This is a genomic window from Rhodobacter capsulatus (assembly GCF_005144475.1).
Classification (GTDB): domain Bacteria; phylum Pseudomonadota; class Alphaproteobacteria; order Rhodobacterales; family Rhodobacteraceae; genus Rhodobacter; species Rhodobacter capsulatus_C.
The window spans coordinates 1-15,407 of record NZ_SWJZ01000064.1 but is presented as its reverse complement, the minus strand read 5'-3'; the positions used below and the strand labels follow the sequence as shown (position 1 = coordinate 15,407).

The following is a 15,407-nucleotide window of genomic DNA, read 5'->3' as shown; positions in this document are numbered from 1 at the left end:
GGCAGGCGGGGGCGTTACTAAGTCACGGGCAGGCAATGTTCAACGCGCAAACGCGTGCGGAGGGAGGGGCGATGGCCAAGGTGGCGTTTCTGGGCTTGGGGGTGATGGGCTTTCCGATGGCGGGCCATCTGGCGGCGCGCGGCCATGCGGTGACGGTGTGGAACCGCACCGCCGCCAAGGCCGAGGCCTGGGTCAGCAAGCACGCGGGCAGCCGCGCGGCGACGGCGGCCGAGGCGGCTTCGGGGGCGGAATTCGTCCTGGCCTGTGTCGGCAATGACGACGACCTGCGTCAGGTCTGTCTGGGCGCGACCGGGGCCTTCGCCGGAATGGCGCCGGGGGCGATTTTCGTCGATCACACCACGGTTTCGGCGCAGGTGACGCGAGAGCTGGCGGCGCTGGCCTCCGAGAAGGGGCTTGGCTTCGTCGATGCGCCGGTGTCGGGCGGGCAGGCGGGGGCCGAGAATGGCGTGCTTTCGGTGATGTGCGGCGGCACAGAGGCGGATTATGCCGCGGCCGAGCCGGTGATTGCGGCCTATGCCCGGATCTGTCGGCGGCTGGGCGAAAGCGGCGCGGGACAGCTGGCGAAGATGTGCAACCAGATCGCGATTGCCGGTCTGGTGCAGGGGCTGGCCGAGTCGCTGCATTTCGCCGAAAAGGCCGGGCTTGATGCCGGGGCCCTGGTCGAGGTGATTTCGCAGGGCGCGGCGGGCAGCTGGCAGATGACGAACCGCTCGCAGACGATGGCCGAGAACCGCTTCGATTTCGGCTTTGCCGTCGACTGGATGCGCAAGGATCTGGGGATCTGTCTGGCGACCGCGAACGAGACCGGGGCAAGCCTGCCGGTGACGGCGCTGGTCGATCAGTTCTACAAGGATGTGCAGAAGCTGGGCGGCGGGCGCTGGGATACGTCCAGCCTGATCGCGCGGCTGCGCGCTTTGGGCTGAGCGCGAGGGGGGCTCTGCCCCCCGGCTTCGCCGCCCCCCGGGATATTTGCGCCAAGGTGAAAGCCGCAACGGGTTTTCCTTCATCTTGCCGCAAAGACCTCGGGGGGGCGGGGGCAGCGCCCCCGGCGCGGTCAGCCGAAGACCGGGCCGCAAGAAGAAGGGGGCCTTGCGGCCCCCCTTGTCGTCAGAACGGAATGTCGTCGTCGAAGTCCGACCGGCCGCCGCCACCGCCGCCCGAGGGGGCCGAGGATCCGCCACCGCCACCACCGCCGTAGCTCGGGCCGTCGTCGTAACCGCCGCCATAGCCGCCGCCCTGTGCGCCGCCGCCGTAATTGCCACCGCCGCCACCGCCCGAGCCGCCGCCGTCCCGGCCGCCGAGCAGCGTCAGGTTGCCCGTGTAGGGGCGCAGCACCACCTCGGTCGTGTAGCGTTCCTGGCCCTGCTGGTCGGTCCATTTGCGGGTTTCCAGCTGGCCCTCGATGTAGACGGTCGAGCCCTTGCGCAGATATTGCTCGGCGATCTTCGCCAGAGCCTCGTTGAAGATCGCGACGGAATGCCATTCGGTGCGCTCCTTGCGCTCGCCCGATTGCTTGTCGCGCCAGGTTTCCGAGGTGGCGATGCGCAGGTTGCAGACCTTGCCGCCATTGGCGAAGCTGCGCACCTCCGGGTCGCGCCCGAGGTTGCCCACCAGAATGACCTTGTTCACCGATCCTGCCATGAAACTCTCCGTAGTGGCCGGAGTGATCCGGCGATTGTCCGAAATGCCCCCAAACGGGGCCGCGATGAGGCGGCCCCGTTTGGGGGCGTCGGCAATACTTTGCCCATAAATCGGGCCGCGGCGCAAGACGCTAGGCAGGCGGAGCGATTGCGCCTATAGTTCCGGCCGAAGAGGGCACCTGCAGGGTTGTTTATGCGAAAAATCGTTGCAGCGGTTGGGCTTGCGATGGCGGTGACGGTCAGCCCGGCTGTCGTCACCAAGGCCGATGCCGAGGGGCTGGTGCTGGGGCGGGCCTCGTCGAAGGCGCAATCGACCGTGCGGCGCAATCAGTTTGCGCTGCTGGATGGTCGGCTTTCCGGTCAATATGACAATTCGGTTCGGCTGCGCCCCGATGCGCCGAAGGGCGGGCTTGAGCCCTCGGGGACGGTGCCGCGCTACAGTGGCCGCTACAAGGGCGAATATCTGGCCCATGCCAAGGCGGCGGCGGCGCGGCATGGCGTGCCGGAGGATCTTTTCCTGCGCCTTGTGCAGCAGGAAAGCGGCTGGAATCCCGGGGCGGTCTCGCCGAAAGGGGCGACGGGGCTGGCGCAGCTGATGCCGGGCACGGCGCAGCTTCTGGGCGTCGATGCGACCGATCCGCTCGAGAACCTTGACGGCGGCGCGCGCTATCTGCGGATGATGTATGACCGTTTCGGCGACTGGCGTCTGGCCTTGGCCGCCTATAACGCCGGGCCCGAGGCGGTAGACAAGGCCGATGGCGTGCCGAATTACGAAGAGACGACGAATTACGTCAAGGTCGTCTACGGCGGCTGACGTCTTAGCTTCGACCTGCATCCAAATGAAAAGGCGCGGAAAATTCCGCGCCTTTCAAGTTTTTGGAGGATCGTCTTCAGGGAATGATGCGGGTGTATTTCGTCCCGGCCAGCGAGGCGCCGACGATCAGGCCGGACTGGCCGAAGACCTGCACCACCACCGGCGCGAGCGTCGTGGTGGTGTCGGTGCCGATCGCGGCACCGCCGTCGGGCAGGGCGTAGCGGGCATCGGCGCCCAGTTCCCAGCCATCGGCGCGGCGGAAATCGGCGAGCGCCTTTTCGGTCATGAAGAACAGCGCATGGGCATATTGCTGCGCCCCGATCTGAAAGCCGACCGAGGCCGAGGCGGCGGAATAGTAATCCACCGTGACATCGTTGATCCGCAGCGCGCCGCGGCCGAAGGCGCCGCCGAAGCCGAAACTCGCCTCGGTCATCAGGGGCATGTAAAGCACGCCGACCGATTTGCTCATCAATTGCTGCGTCGAGGGGAAGCTGCGCAACATGTAGTCGCGCGTGGCATTGACCCGTGCATCGATTGTGGTGCCGCCGTTCGAGCCCACGCCATTGCCGCAGGCGGCCAGACCAAGGCTGGCACCGCCGAGCACGAGAAGGGACCGTCTGGAAAGTTCTGTCATCTGCTCGCTCCGTGTCTTTCCGGGCCTGAACGGGCCGGTTGAAGCGAGATTAGCGCAGCCGCGGGCGCTTGTCACTTGCGCCCGCGGCCAAGGGCAACCGATGCGCGGTCAGGCGCCGATCAGCTTCGCCGCGGCGGGGGCGAAATAGGTCAGAACGCCATCGCAGCCGGCACGACGGAAGGCCATCAGGCTTTCCAGCATCACCTTGTCATGGTTGAGCCAGCCGTTCTGCACCGCCGCCATCAGCATCGCATATTCGCCCGAGACCTGATAGGCATAGGTCGGCATCCCGAAGGCGTCCTTCACCTGGCGGCAGATGTCCAGATAGGGCATGCCCGGCTTCACCATCACCATGTCGGCGCCCTCGGCGATGTCGCGGGCGACATTGCGCAGGGCCTCGGCGCTGTTGGCGGGGTTCATCTGATAGGTCTTCTTGTCGCCCTTGAGCGCGCCCGAGGCACCGACCGCATCGCGGAACGGGCCATAGAAGGCCGAGGCATATTTCGCGGCGTAACTCAGGATGGCGATATCCTTGTGACCGGCGGCCTCCATCGCCTGCCGGATCGCACCGACGCGGCCATCCATCATGTCGGAGGGCCCGAGGATGTCGGCCCCGGCCTCGGCCTGGGCAAGCGCCATCTTCACCAGCGCCTCGGTGGTTTCGTCGTTCAGGATGATGCCGTCGCGCACCAGACCATCGTGGCCGTTCGCGTTATAGGGATCGAGCGCGATATCGGTCATGATCGCGACCTCGGGCACCGCCTGCTTCATCGCCGCAATGACCCGGTTGACGAAATTGTCATGCTGCCAGGCCATCTCGCAGGTCTCGGTCTTCACCGCCGGATCGGTGAAGGGGAAGAGACAGATCGCGGGAATGCCAAGCGTCGCGGCTTCCTCGGCCGCTTTCAGCGCGCCGTCCATGGTGCGGCGGACGACGCCCGGCATCGAGGAGATCTCGACATCGGCGCCGGGCACGTCGGTGATGAAGATCGGCCAGATCAAGTCCTTGACCGACAAGCGGTTTTCCTGCGCGAGATCGCGCAGGGCTTCGGTGCGGCGCATCCGGCGCAGGCGATTGGTGGGAAAGGGGGGGGTGATCAGGGTCATGGGCGGTCTCCTTCGTCGCCGTGGGTGCCACGGATCGCAGACCGGCTCAAGACCCGCATTGTCGCGCCCGCGCGAAGGCGCGCTTGCAACCACGCCGCCGATGCGCGAAACCGGGGTCAGGCAACGCGCGGGCAAGACCTTGGACATTCTGCAAACGATCTTCGACCTGATCGACATGCGGTCGTTTTCGAACCTCTGGTACTGGATCGCGCTGGCGGTGACCTGGTCCACCGCCTCGCATTACGTTCTGGGCGTGCCCTTCGATCTGATCGTGCGGGCGCGGCGCAGGGGCGGCCCCGTGGCCGAGGACATGCTGATGCTGACCGCGGTGAACGTGCGCCGGTTGCTGTCGATCGGCCGCGAGGCGGGGGTGATGCTGACGCTGGTCGCCTCGTTCCTGATCAGCCTGATCCTGGGGCTTGGCTTCGTGTTCCGGATCGAATTCGCCCAGGCCGTGGCGCTGATCCTGGTGCCGCTGAGCGGGGTCGGGCTTTTGAGCCTGCGCACCGCGGCGCGGCTGGAGCCGGTTCTGGCCGAGACGCCCGAGGTGGATGTGGTGGCGCGGATCCTGTTGCGGCATCGGGTTTCGGTGCAGGCGATCGGGATGGGCTCGATCTGTTTCACTGCGCTTTGGGGCATGTTCCAGAACCTGCAGCTGTCGCCCTTCGGCTGAGGCCTTGACAGGTCCGCGCGTTCCGATACCTCTCGCCCATGCAGCATTTCCTTCTCTCCGGTGCCCCCGAGGGCCATGACGCGAAACTTCTGGCCAAGGAATTGGCCAGGGGGAAGCCCGTCCTTCATGTCGCGCGCGATGACCGTCGCCTTGAGGCGATGCGGGCGGCTTTGGCCTTTTTCGACCCGCAGGCGGTGGTTCTGACCTTCCCGGCCTGGGATTGCCTGCCCTATGACCGGATCTCGCCCAATCCCGAGATCTCGGCGGCGCGCATGGCAACGCTGGCGGCTTTGGCGAAGGGTGTGATCACGGGGCCCTTCGTGCTGCTGACCACGCTTTCGGCGGCAACGCAGCGGCTGCCCGCGCGCGATCTGGTGGCGGGGGCGAGTTTCTCGGCCCGGGTCGGGCAGCGCATCGATGACAAGGCGTTGAAGGACTTTCTGGTCCGCATGGGGTTCTCGCCGGTCTCGACCGTGTCGGAGCCCGGCGATTATGCGGTGCGCGGTGGCATCATCGACATCTATCCGCCGGGCGAAGGCGGCCCGGTGCGGCTGGATCTGTTTGGCGATGTGCTGGATGGGGCGCGGCGCTTCGATCCGGCGACCCAGCGCACGACCGAGAAGCTGTCCCAGATCGATTTCGCCCCGGTCAGCGAAGTGATGCTCGATCCGGCCTCCATCACCCGGTTCCGGCAGAATTATCGGATCGAATTCGGGGCGGGCGGGACGGATGATCCGCTTTATGAAGCGGTATCGGCCGGGCGCAAACATGCCGGGATGGAACATTGGCTGGGGTTCTTCCACGACCGGCTGGAGACTCTGTTCGATTATCTGCCCGATGCCACGGTGATGCTGGACGATCAGATCGAGCCGCAACGGGCGGCGCGCTGGGACAGCATCGCCGATCAATATGACACCCGACGCGAAGCGATGAACCGGCGCGATCGGCTGGATACGGTCTACAAGCCCGCGCCGCCGGATCTGCTCTATCTGGACGCACCGGCCTGGGAGACCGGGCTGGCAAGACACCGGGTGCTGAAACTGCAGGTGCTGCCCGCGCCGCCCGGGCCGGGCATCCTGAATGCCGAAGGCCGCATCGGACGAAATTTCTCGCCCGAACGGCAGCTGGAAAATGTCAGCCTTTTCGGGGCGTTGAAGGATCATGTGCAAGCAAGGTTGCGGCTTGGGCCGGTGGTCATCGCCAGCTGGTCCGAGGGCGCGCGTGAACGTCTGAAAGGATTATTGGAAGACGAAGGCCTGAGTGGCGCGCAGCTGATTTCCGATGCCCGCGGCATCGACGGTCTGGGGCTGGCGGTCTGGCCGCTCGATTCCGGGTTCGAGGCCGAGGGGCTGACGGTGATCTCGGAACAGGATGTTCTGGGCGACCGGCTGGTGGCGAAACCGCGCCGCAAGCGCAAGGCCGAGAATTTCCTGACCGAGGCGCAAAGCCTGTCTCCGGGCGATCTGGTCGTGCATGTCGATCACGGCGTCGGGCGCTACAAGGGGTTGGAAACGGTCACGGCGCTCGGCGCGCCGCATGAATGCGTGCTGCTGGAATATGCCGGGGGCGATCGGCTGTATCTGCCGGTCGAGAACATCGAGCTGCTGTCGCGCTATGGGCACGAGGAAGGGCTGCTCGACAAGCTGGGCGGCGGCGCCTGGCAGGCGAAAAAGGCCAAGCTGAAGGAGCGGATCCGGCAGATCGCCGACCGGTTGATGCGGATTGCGGCGGAACGGCTGCTGCGGCCGGCGCCGATCCTTGAGGCGGCGCATCATGACTGGGAGGCCTTCGCGGCCCGCTTCCCCTATACCGAAACCGACGACCAGCTGACGGCAATCGAGGATGTGGTGACCGACCTTGCCGCGGGGCGGCCGATGGATCGGCTGGTCGTGGGGGATGTGGGGTTTGGCAAGACCGAAGTGGCGATGCGGGCGGCCTTTGTCGCGGCCAGTTCCGGGATGCAGGTGGCGGTGATCGCGCCGACGACGCTGCTGGCGCGTCAGCATGCCAAGACCTTCATCGAGCGCTTTCGGGGCACGCCCCTGACGGTGAAGCCGCTGTCCCGTTTCGTCTCGGCCAAGGCCGCCAATACCACGCGCGACGGGCTGGCGGATGGTACGGTGGATATCGTGATCGGCACCCATGCGGTGCTGGCCAAGGGCGTGAAATTCCGTAACCTCGGTCTGTTGATCATTGATGAGGAACAACATTTCGGCGTTCAGCACAAAGAGCGGCTGAAGGAGATGCGGTCCGAAATCCATGTGCTGACGCTGACCGCGACGCCGATTCCGCGGACCCTGCAGCTCAGCCTGACCGGGGTGCGCGATCTCTCGATTATCGGCACGCCGCCGGTCGATCGTCTGGCGATCCGCACCTATGTGAGCGAATTCGACACCGTCACCATCCGCGAGGCCCTGCTGCGCGAGCATTATCGCGGCGGGCAGAGTTTCTATGTCGTGCCGCGGATTTCGGATCTGGCCGAGGTCGAGGATTTCCTGCGCACCCATGTGCCCGAAGTCAGCTTCATCGTCGCGCATGGGCAGATGGCGGCGGGGGAACTTGATGACCGGATGAACGCGTTCTACGACGGCAAGCATGACGTGCTGCTGGCCACGACCATTGTCGAATCGGGCCTGGATATTCCGACGGCGAACACGATGGTGGTGCATCGCGCCGACATGTTCGGCCTGTCGCAGCTGTACCAGATCCGCGGCCGGGTCGGGCGCTCGAAGCTGCGCGCTTATTGCTATCTGACGACGAAGCCGCGCCTGCCGCTGACGCCGCAGGCGACGAAGCGGCTGCGGCTGCTGGGCAGTCTCGACAATCTTGGCGCGGGGTTCTCGCTGGCCAGCCAGGATCTGGATCTGCGCGGGGCGGGCAACCTTCTGGGCGAGGAGCAGTCGGGCCATATCAAGGAAGTCGGCTACGAGCTTTATCAGGCGATGCTCGAGGAAACGATTTCCAGGCTGAAATCGGGCGAGCTGACGGAAACGACCGGCGACGGAGATTGGTCGCCGCAGATCAATCTTGGCGTTCCGGTCATGATTCCAGAGAGTTACATCCCCGATCTTGATGTGAGGCTGGGGCTTTACCGGCGGCTGTCGAACCTTGCGAGCAAGGTCGAGATGGAAGGATTCGCGGCGGAACTGATCGACCGTTTCGGACCTCTGCCGCGGGAGGTCAACACGCTGATGCTGGTCGTGCGGATCAAGGCAATGTGCAAGCGCGCCGAGATTTCGCGCATGGATGCCGGGCCGAAAGGCGCCACGGTGCAGTTCCATCTCGACAAATTCCCGAACCCGGCCGGGCTTGTCGACTTCATCAGCGCCGAACGCGGGGCCGCGAAGATCAACGGCAACAAGGTCGTGGTCCGGCGGGACTGGACGAACGAGGCCGAGAAGATCAAGGGCGCCTTCGCGATTGCCCGCGATCTGGCCGAGAAGGTCGTAGCAGGCAAGAAGGCCGAGAAGAAAAAGGGGGCGTGACGCCCCCTAGGCGTTCTCGCGCACGAGGCCCATCAGGATCACCGCAAGGCTCGAGCAGGTCAGCGTCGCGACGACGATCGGCAGGGCCGTGCCGTCGAACATCAGCCCGACCGGGGCGGCGATCAGCACCGCGCCCATCGTCGAGAGCGCCGAGACGACCGAGGCCGCCAGACCGGCCAGATGGCCCATCCGCTGCATCGCCAGCGCGTTCAGGTTGCCAAAGGTGATCCCTGCCATCATGAAGACCGTGACCGTCCAGGCAAACAGGAAGACGAAGCCGTGCGGCGGTGTCACCGCGCCGCCAAGCACCAGCGCCAGCATCGCGCCCGAGGAGACGACCTGCATCATATAGGTTCCCCGCACCATCTTGCGCATCCCAAGACGCATCACGAAGAGCGCGTTGAAAGCCGTGCCGGAGCCCGCCAAAATCGCCATCAAAGCGAACCATTTCGGGAAGCTCTCAACTGCACCGAAGGCCGCAAACAATTGTTGTGACGAGGAAAGCAGCGCGAACATCTGTCCGAAGCCAAGTGTCATCGTCAGGATGTAAAGCCGCACGTCGCGATCGCCGAGGACCTCCTTGGTCCCCGCCCAAAGCAAGGCCGCCCGCAGCGGGCGGCGCCGCTCGGGCGTCAGGGTCTCGGGTTGACGCAGGCTGAGCCAGGCGAGGCCGATCAGTGCAAACAGGATGAAGGCATAGAACACGCCGCGCCATCCCGCGACCCCGATGATCAGTTGTCCGGCCGAGGGGGCGAGCGCCGGGACAAGGATGAAGACCATCATGATGAAGGCGGTCACCTTGGCCATCTCGCGCCCGGAATACATGTCGCGCACCAGCGCCATCGGCACGATCCGCGGGGCGGCGGCGCCAAGGCCCTGAACGAATCGCGCCGCCAGCAGCACTTCGAGACTTTGCGCCTGGGCCCCGATGACGGCCCCGATCACGAAGATGCTCACGCCGACGACGATCGTCCGCTTGCGCCCGATCGCATCCGAAAGCGGACCGGCGACGAAGGTGCCGACGCCGATGCCAAGGACGAAGAAGGTCAGGACCAGTTGTGCGCGGTTGATCGCTTCGGGAGAAAGCTTGGCCGCGATCTCGGGCAGCGCGGGCAACATGGCATCGATCGAGAAAGCGACCGTGGCCGCCAGAAGCGCCATGAGCGCGGTGAATTCGAAGACGGGAATGCGGGCGGGCGCCGCAGATGCGTGAGGGTCAAACATGCACAGCCTTTCAAGGTTGCGCAGAACCATAGCCGACTGCGCGCCGAAAACCAGAGCGCAGTCCAGCACATTGCCGTGCAGGATTGCGCAGCTACGCCGCGGCGATCTCGTCGATGATCTGCATCCAGAGCTTGGCGGGCTGGGCGCCCGTGATCACATGGGCGGTGTCAAGAATGAACGTCGGAACCGAGGCAATGCCGCGCTCGCGCGCATGGGCCGCGCGGGAGCTGATGGTGTCGATATCCGCATCGGTGGCGAGCAGACGACGGATCACGGTCGGCTCCAGCCCGGCATCGGCGGCGATCTTCACAAGGCTTTCGGTCTGCCCGATATCCTGCCCATCCCGCCAATAAGCGCGCAGCAAACCGGCCATGACGGCGGTCTGCGCGCCCTCGATCCCGGCCCAATGCAGCAGGCGATGGGCGTTCAGCGTATTGGGCACGCGGGCGATTATTGGCAGGTTCAACGCAACCCCGGCGGTCCGGGCGGCTTCAAGCACGGGCAGGTCGGCCTGATCTGCTTGCGCACCGAACCGCGCGCGCAACCAGGCACCGCGGTCCATGCCCTCGGAAGGCAGGGTCGGGTTGAGCTGAAACGGATGCCAGGAGATCAGAAACGGGTGACCAGGACGTGCTTCCAGCGCACGGTCCAGTTGCGCTTTGGCAAGATAACACCACGGACACGTCGGGTCTGCGAAAATATCAAGCGTGATCATTTGGTTGAGGCTCTGTCTGCAAGTGGCGGCCACAGCTGGCGCAGGGCCTTTCGGTCGATCTTGCCGTTACGGTTGCGCGGCAGGGCCGGAAAATGCTGGTAGATCCGGGGCTGCTTGTACCGCGCCAGATGTGCGCTGGCATGCGCGGCAAGCACCTCGGCCGAGGCCGATCCCGTATGGGCCAGGGCGATCAGGCTGGTCTCCTCCGACAGGCGCAGCTCGATCGCGGCCACCTCGCCCGCTTCGGGACAGCTGACCATGGCGGCTTCGACTTCGAGCGGGCTGACCCGGAAGCCGCCCGCGTTCATCATGTCGTCACCGCGGCCCTGATAGGCGATGGCGCCAGCCTCGGTCATCCGCACGACGTCGCCGGTGCGGAACCAGTCCCCATCTGCGGTGAACTTCGCCCGCGCCTCGGCTTCGGCGCCCCAATAGCCAAGGAAAAGCCCCGGATCGCTGCGATGCACCGAAAGCTCGCCCGGCTCGCCCCGGGGCACCGGGGCGCCCTCGGGCGACAGCACCGCGATCTGCCTGCCGGGTTGCGGCCAGCCCATCGTCCCCTCCGGAGCCGGGTTTGCCGGGCAGGAGGAAATGAAGGTCGAGCATTCCGACATGCCCAGCGCCTCGAAGATCGGGGTGCCGCTGGCCTCGGTCCAATGCTGCCGGGTCAGCCGCGGCAGCGCTTCGCCCGCCGACAGGCCATGGCGCAGACGCGGCAGGTCAAGTTTCGCATGTTGCTTCAAAAGCTGCCGGTAAACGCCTGGCACAGCAGCGAAAATCGTCACATCGAAGCGCCGCAGCAACAAGGGAAGCATGGCGGGATCGACGCCGGGCGCGGGAATGAGCGCGGTGGCCCCGACCGTCCAGGGATCCATCAGCCCGGTGCCAAGCGTATAGGTCCAGTTGAACGCCCCGGCATGCAGCAGCCGATCCGAGCCGGTCAGCCCATACCAACCCTCGTGCATCATCTGCCGTGCCCAGATCGCGCGATGGGCATGACACACCGCCCGCGCCGACCCCGAAGTGCCGGAGGTGAAGACGATATAAGCGAGCCGATCGGCCGGGCCCGTCTCATAATCGCAAGGCGGCAAGGCCTCGAACCGCTTCAGATCTGCCTCAGTCAGGATCATCGGCGGATTGTCGGGAAGCGAAACGCCCGCGCCGGCCACCACGGCGGCCGGGGCGATTTGTGCCGCCATCTTCGTGATCTCTTCCCCGGTCAGCTGCGCCGAGGTCGGCACCGGGATCAGACCCGCGGCAATCGCCCCCAGAAAGGCCACCGGAAATTCGGGGGTGTTGCCGAGCCGCAAGAGCACGCGATCGCCGGGCACGAGCCCTGCGCGCAAAAGCCCGGTCCCCGTGCCCCGCACCGCCGCGGCCAGACGGCCGAAAGACCAGCGTTCGGCCCCGGAAGGGCCGACGATCTGCAGCGCCGAGCGATCAGCCAGCTGATCGGCGCAGGCAAGCACATGCGCCGCCATGTTGAAGGCGGCAGGCGGGGCGGCGAGCGGTGTGGAGCAATGGATCGACAGCATGCGCCTTGCTAAGCCGCGCCGCCTGCGGTTGCAAGCGGTGCGGGATCAGCTTGCCGTGTGCCGGATCATTCCTCGTCGCCGAAGCGCGAATCGTCGTCGTATTCGTCCTCGCCCTCGGGCACGAATTTCTTCGACAAGGAGATCGAGTGATTGTCGTGCCGCGGATCCATCACCACGTCCGACGGCAATTCCCCGGTCAGCCATTCGCGGATCTCGGCCCGGGCTTCCTCGGGCTCTTGCCCGGTCAGCTCGATGATATAGGCGATGAAGGCGCGCTGATCGCCGTCGATCTCGTCAAGCTCGGCCTCGTCGGCCGCGGGCCAACGGTCGATGATCGCCTCGAAGAAGGCAGGCCAGTTGTCCTGCACATGATGCCACTTCATCTCGACCTCCGTCTCCGAGCCCCTCCGCAGGTCTCGATCTTGCGCCGCAAATCGCGGTCTGAAAAGGGAAACTTCTGCCTGCGCCACGAAGGGCGGATCAGAACCAGCTTTGCACCTTGTGGGCGCCATCGGTCACGTCGGCGCCGACGCCCGCAACCGTGTTGCACCCCGCAAGCGCCGCGGCCAGCACCATCACAAGGATCGCTTTCGTCATTTCTTCGCCTCATGCCACCATGCATCGGGCGTCACGCCCGGCCAATCCCCGTATAGCGGAACCCGGGCCGGAAAGTGAAGCTCACGACTGTGCGCGACCCGCATGACCGGCGCATACCAGATCGGAATCACATAGCGCCCCGCCGTCAGCACGCGATCGAGCGCCTGCACCGCGGCGGTGTAATCCTCGGGTGTCTGCGCGCCCAGCAGCGCCGCGATCATCGCATCGGCGGCCGGGTCATGCATCCCCATCAGGTTGCGCGAGCCGGGCGCGTCGGCGCCCTGCGCGCCCCAGTAAAGATATTGCTCGTTGCCGGGCGAGAGCGAGGTGGCGACGAACATCCAGGTCATGTCGAAATCGTAATCGGTCTTGCGCGCCTGAAACTGCGCGTCATCGACCACCGTCACCCGTGGAAAGATGCCCAGCCGCCGCAGCGCCTCGATATAGATGTCGACCACGGCGTGCGATTCGGCCGCGCCCTGCTGCAGCACGATCTCGAAGCGGAAAGGCATGCCCGCGGCGTTCTTCAAGACGCCGTCATCGCCCGCGGTCCAGCCCGCTTCCTCCAGCAATTTCGACGCCGCGCGCATGTTGCGCCGGTTTGGCGCCGTGCCATCGGCGACCGGCAGCGCATAGCCTTCCAGCGTGCCGGGCAGAAGATCCGGCGCAAAGGGGGCGAGCAGCTCCGCCACCTTGCCCGTCGCGGGACCGGGCGGCATCGCCAGCGCCGAATTGGCGAAATAAGAGGAAATCCGCGGCTCACGGCCACCGGTCAGCGTCTTGTTCACGAATTCGAAGTTGAAGGCGAGGATCATCGCCTGCCGCACCCGCCAATCGGCGAAAAGCGGCTTTCTGGTGTTCATCACCAGCCCCTTGATCCCCGAGGGCTGGTGATGGGCGATCTCGTCCTTGACGATCCGCCCCGCGGTCGCGGCCGGGAAATCATAGTCGCCAGCCCAGTTCACGGCATTGAGCTCGCGGTAAAGGTCGATCTCGCCCGCCTTGAAGGCCTCGAACATCACGTTCTGATCGCCGAAATATTCCCAGCGCAGCTGATCGAGATGATGCAGCCCCTGGGTGATCGGCAGATCCTTGCCCCACCAGTCCGGATTGCGCCTGAGCGTGATCGACCGGCCCATGTCGACCTTTTCGACGACATAGGGCCCCGAGCCCACCGGGATCATCTGCATTTCAGACGCGAAATCATGGCCTTGCCACTGCTTCTTCGACAAGACGGGGCGCAGGCCCATCAGCAGCACCAGTTCCCGGTTCGGTTCGGTGAAGTCGATGCGCAGGCTGTGTGGCCCGGTCTGGCGGATCGATTTCACCTTTTTCCAGGCGGTCTGATAGCGCGGTCCGCCCGCGGTGCCGATCGTCTCGAAGGACCAGATCACATCCTCGACGGTGACCGGGCTGCCATCGGAAAACCGCGCCTGCGCGCGCAGGGTAAAGGCGACCCAGGAGCGGCTCTCGTCGGTCTCGATGGTTTCGGCCAAGAGCCCGTACAGGCTGAAGGGCTCGTCGAAACTGCGCAGCATCAGCGATTCGGTGACATAGCCCGAAATCCCCTGCGCGGGGCGTCCCTGCAGGATCCAGGGGTTGAGCGAATCGAAACTTCCCGATTCGCCCATCCGCATCCGCCCGCCGAAAGGCGCTTGCGGGTCGGCATAGGGCAGGTGCATCCGCCCGGGATCCAGCGCGGGCTGCCCCTGCATGGCGATTCCGCGCATCGGCCCGGCCTGCACCGAAAAGCCTGCCAAAACCCCGCCAAAAGCCAATATCACAAGGGCGAGAGCGCGGAAAAACACCGATCCCTGCATCGCAACAATCTCCCGTTTGCCTGTCTTTTCAGGCGCCAAGCTAACGCCTGCCGCAGGGCCAGGCAAACTTTTCCCTTGGAAGCAGCGCCGTGCGGGTCTATAAAGAGATCACTGCTCGATAGGTTTCTTGCCTGTATGAAACCTGCCTCATGACTTGACGCCCGCCTTGCGCGGGCGTCTTTTTCTTTTGGCACCTCTCTTCGCAGTTGCGGAACCGCGCGATGGGGTTACTTCTTTCTGCGCAACAGCTGGAGGAGGGAACCATGAGCCTGAAGGGCAAGACGGCGGTCGTGACCGGATCCAATTCGGGGATCGGGCTTGGGGTGGCGCGGGAACTGGCACGGGCCGGGGCCGATGTGGTGCTGAACTCGTTCACCGATCGTCCCGAGGATCACGCCCTGGCCGCGCAGCTTGGCGCCGAATTCGGGGTGACGGCGCGCTACATCCGGGCGGACATGTCGCAAGGCGCGGAGTGTCGGGCGCTGGTGGCGCAGGCGGGGCGCTGCGACATTCTGGTGAACAATGCGGGGATCCAGCATGTGGCGCCGGTGGATCAGTTCCCGGTCGAGAAATGGGATGCGATTCTGGCGATCAACCTGTCCTCGGCGTTTCACACCACGGCGGCGGCGCTGCCGATGATGCGGGCGGCGGGTTGGGGCAGGGTGGTCAACATCGCCTCGGCGCATGGGCTGACCGCCTCGCCGTTCAAATCCGCCTATGTGGCGGCCAAGCACGGCATCGTGGGGCTGACGAAGACGGTGGCGCTGGAAACCGCCGAGGAGCCGATCACCTGCAATGCGATCTGCCCGGGCTATGTGCTGACGCCGCTGGTCGAGGCGCAGATCCCCGATCAGATGAAGGTGCACGGGATGGACCGCGAGACGGTGATCCGCGAGGTGATGCTGACGCGCCAGCCCTCGAAGCAATTCGCGACGGTCGAGCAGCTGGGGGGAACGACGGTGTTCCTGTGTTCCGAAGCGGCGGCGCAGATCACCGGCACGACGATTTCGGTGGATGGCGGCTGGACGGCGCTGTGAGGGATTTCGCCTCGGGCAAGCCCGAGGCGACCCGGGGGGGGGGGGGGGGGGGGGGGGGGGGGGGGGGGGGGGGGGGGGGGGGGGGGGGGGGGGGGGGGGGGGGGG

General features: G+C 65.7%; 14 protein-coding genes. 5 read left to right on the top strand and 9 right to left on the bottom strand.

Annotated features, from left to right (window positions below; all coding sequences use genetic code 11):
- The first annotated feature begins 35 nt into the window (after window positions 1-35).
- Window positions 36-944, top strand: a complete 909-nt coding sequence (locus tag FBT96_RS14680; protein ID WP_136907938.1) for an NAD(P)-dependent oxidoreductase — start codon at window positions 36-38, stop codon at window positions 942-944.
- Window positions 945-1,128: 184 nt separating this feature from the next.
- On the opposite strand, the gene ssb is transcribed toward FBT96_RS14680, so the two are convergent.
- Window positions 1,129-1,662 (bottom strand): single-stranded DNA-binding protein, encoded by a 534-nt coding sequence (ssb, locus tag FBT96_RS14675; RefSeq protein WP_136907936.1) that lies wholly within the window; start codon window positions 1,660-1,662, stop codon window positions 1,129-1,131.
- 192 nt (window positions 1,663-1,854) lie between these two features.
- On the opposite strand from ssb, the gene FBT96_RS14670 reads away from it, so the two are divergent.
- The gene (locus FBT96_RS14670) at window positions 1,855-2,475 is read left to right on the top strand and encodes a lytic transglycosylase domain-containing protein (protein ID WP_136907934.1); all 621 of its coding nucleotides are present in this window, start codon (window positions 1,855-1,857) and stop codon (window positions 2,473-2,475) included.
- A gap of 76 nt (window positions 2,476-2,551) precedes the next feature.
- Here FBT96_RS14670 and FBT96_RS14665 read toward each other — a convergent pair whose 3' ends face one another.
- A complete protein-coding gene (locus FBT96_RS14665; protein WP_055208378.1) occupies window positions 2,552-3,109 on the bottom strand; it encodes a lipid-binding SYLF domain-containing protein in 558 nt (185 codons plus the stop codon).
- Window positions 3,110-3,217: 108 nt separating this feature from the next.
- Window positions 3,218-4,216, bottom strand: coding sequence for a porphobilinogen synthase (hemB, locus tag FBT96_RS14660; RefSeq protein WP_136907932.1), 999 nt, complete (start codon window positions 4,214-4,216; stop codon window positions 3,218-3,220).
- Window positions 4,217-4,316: 100 nt separating this feature from the next.
- Between hemB and FBT96_RS14655 the strand changes: the two genes are divergently transcribed.
- Window positions 4,317-4,889, top strand: a complete 573-nt coding sequence (locus FBT96_RS14655; RefSeq protein ID WP_136908022.1) for a component of SufBCD complex — start codon at window positions 4,317-4,319, stop codon at window positions 4,887-4,889.
- Window positions 4,890-4,927: 38 nt separating this feature from the next.
- Window positions 4,928-8,374 carry a transcription-repair coupling factor gene (gene mfd / locus FBT96_RS14650; RefSeq protein ID WP_136907930.1) on the top strand — a complete coding sequence of 1,149 codons (3,447 nt, stop codon included), beginning with the start codon at window positions 4,928-4,930 and terminating at the stop codon, window positions 8,372-8,374.
- A gap of 6 nt (window positions 8,375-8,380) precedes the next feature.
- On the opposite strand, the gene FBT96_RS14645 is transcribed toward mfd, so the two are convergent.
- From FBT96_RS14645 to FBT96_RS14620, 6 genes are all read right to left on the bottom strand, one after another.
- Window positions 8,381-9,598, bottom strand: a complete 1,218-nt coding sequence (locus FBT96_RS14645; protein WP_136907928.1) for a multidrug effflux MFS transporter — start codon at window positions 9,596-9,598, stop codon at window positions 8,381-8,383.
- A 91-nt stretch (window positions 9,599-9,689) separates the two neighbouring features.
- Window positions 9,690-10,313: a DsbA family oxidoreductase gene (locus FBT96_RS14640; protein ID WP_136907926.1), complete on the bottom strand. Its 624-nt coding sequence runs from the start codon at window positions 10,311-10,313 to the stop codon at window positions 9,690-9,692.
- On the bottom strand, window positions 10,310-11,848 hold the full coding sequence (locus FBT96_RS14635) for a class I adenylate-forming enzyme family protein (RefSeq protein WP_136907924.1): 1,539 nt from the start codon (window positions 11,846-11,848) through the stop codon (window positions 10,310-10,312). Before FBT96_RS14635 ends, FBT96_RS14640 begins: the two co-directional genes overlap by 4 nt.
- 65 nt (window positions 11,849-11,913) lie before the next feature.
- Entirely contained in the window at window positions 11,914-12,231 is a 318-nt protein-coding gene (locus FBT96_RS14630; RefSeq protein WP_136907922.1) for a hypothetical protein, read from the bottom strand.
- Window positions 12,232-12,328: 97 nt separating this feature from the next.
- A complete protein-coding gene (locus tag FBT96_RS14625; RefSeq protein ID WP_136907920.1) occupies window positions 12,329-12,445 on the bottom strand; it encodes an entericidin in 117 nt (38 codons plus the stop codon).
- A complete protein-coding gene (locus tag FBT96_RS14620; protein ID WP_136907918.1) occupies window positions 12,442-14,265 on the bottom strand; it encodes an extracellular solute-binding protein in 1,824 nt (607 codons plus the stop codon). The genes FBT96_RS14625 and FBT96_RS14620 overlap by 4 nt, the downstream gene beginning before the upstream one ends.
- A gap of 263 nt (window positions 14,266-14,528) precedes the next feature.
- Here FBT96_RS14620 and FBT96_RS14615 point away from each other — a divergent pair, with 263 nt between their 5' ends.
- Window positions 14,529-15,302, top strand: coding sequence for a 3-hydroxybutyrate dehydrogenase (locus tag FBT96_RS14615; RefSeq protein ID WP_136907917.1), 774 nt, complete (start codon window positions 14,529-14,531; stop codon window positions 15,300-15,302).
- The last annotated feature ends 105 nt before the right edge of the window (window positions 15,303-15,407 follow it).

Bases quoted from the DNA above. Each gene is read 5' to 3' on its own strand.
- ssb (WP_136907936.1), bottom strand. From the start codon at position 1,662: ATGGCAGGATCGGTGAACAAGGTCATTCTGGTGGGCAACCTCGGGCGC.
- FBT96_RS14635 (WP_136907924.1), bottom strand. From the start codon at position 11,848: ATGCTGTCGATCCATTGCTCCACACCGCTCGCCGCCCCGCCTGCCGCC.
- FBT96_RS14645 (WP_136907928.1), bottom strand. From the start codon at position 9,598: ATGTTTGACCCTCACGCATCTGCGGCGCCCGCCCGCATTCCCGTCTTC.
- FBT96_RS14640 (WP_136907926.1), bottom strand. From the start codon at position 10,313: ATGATCACGCTTGATATTTTCGCAGACCCGACGTGTCCGTGGTGTTAT.
- FBT96_RS14615 (WP_136907917.1), top strand. From the start codon at position 14,529: ATGAGCCTGAAGGGCAAGACGGCGGTCGTGACCGGATCCAATTCGGGG.
- hemB (WP_136907932.1), bottom strand. From the start codon at position 4,216: ATGACCCTGATCACCCCCCCCTTTCCCACCAATCGCCTGCGCCGGATG.
- FBT96_RS14670 (WP_136907934.1), top strand. From the start codon at position 1,855: ATGCGAAAAATCGTTGCAGCGGTTGGGCTTGCGATGGCGGTGACGGTC.
- FBT96_RS14630 (WP_136907922.1), bottom strand. From the start codon at position 12,231: ATGAAGTGGCATCATGTGCAGGACAACTGGCCTGCCTTCTTCGAGGCG.
- mfd (WP_136907930.1), top strand. From the start codon at position 4,928: ATGCAGCATTTCCTTCTCTCCGGTGCCCCCGAGGGCCATGACGCGAAA.
- FBT96_RS14620 (WP_136907918.1), bottom strand. From the start codon at position 14,265: ATGCAGGGATCGGTGTTTTTCCGCGCTCTCGCCCTTGTGATATTGGCT.
- FBT96_RS14625 (WP_136907920.1), bottom strand. From the start codon at position 12,445: ATGACGAAAGCGATCCTTGTGATGGTGCTGGCCGCGGCGCTTGCGGGG.
- FBT96_RS14655 (WP_136908022.1), top strand. From the start codon at position 4,317: ATGCGCGAAACCGGGGTCAGGCAACGCGCGGGCAAGACCTTGGACATT.
- FBT96_RS14680 (WP_136907938.1), top strand. From the start codon at position 36: ATGTTCAACGCGCAAACGCGTGCGGAGGGAGGGGCGATGGCCAAGGTG.
- FBT96_RS14665 (WP_055208378.1), bottom strand. From the start codon at position 3,109: ATGACAGAACTTTCCAGACGGTCCCTTCTCGTGCTCGGCGGTGCCAGC.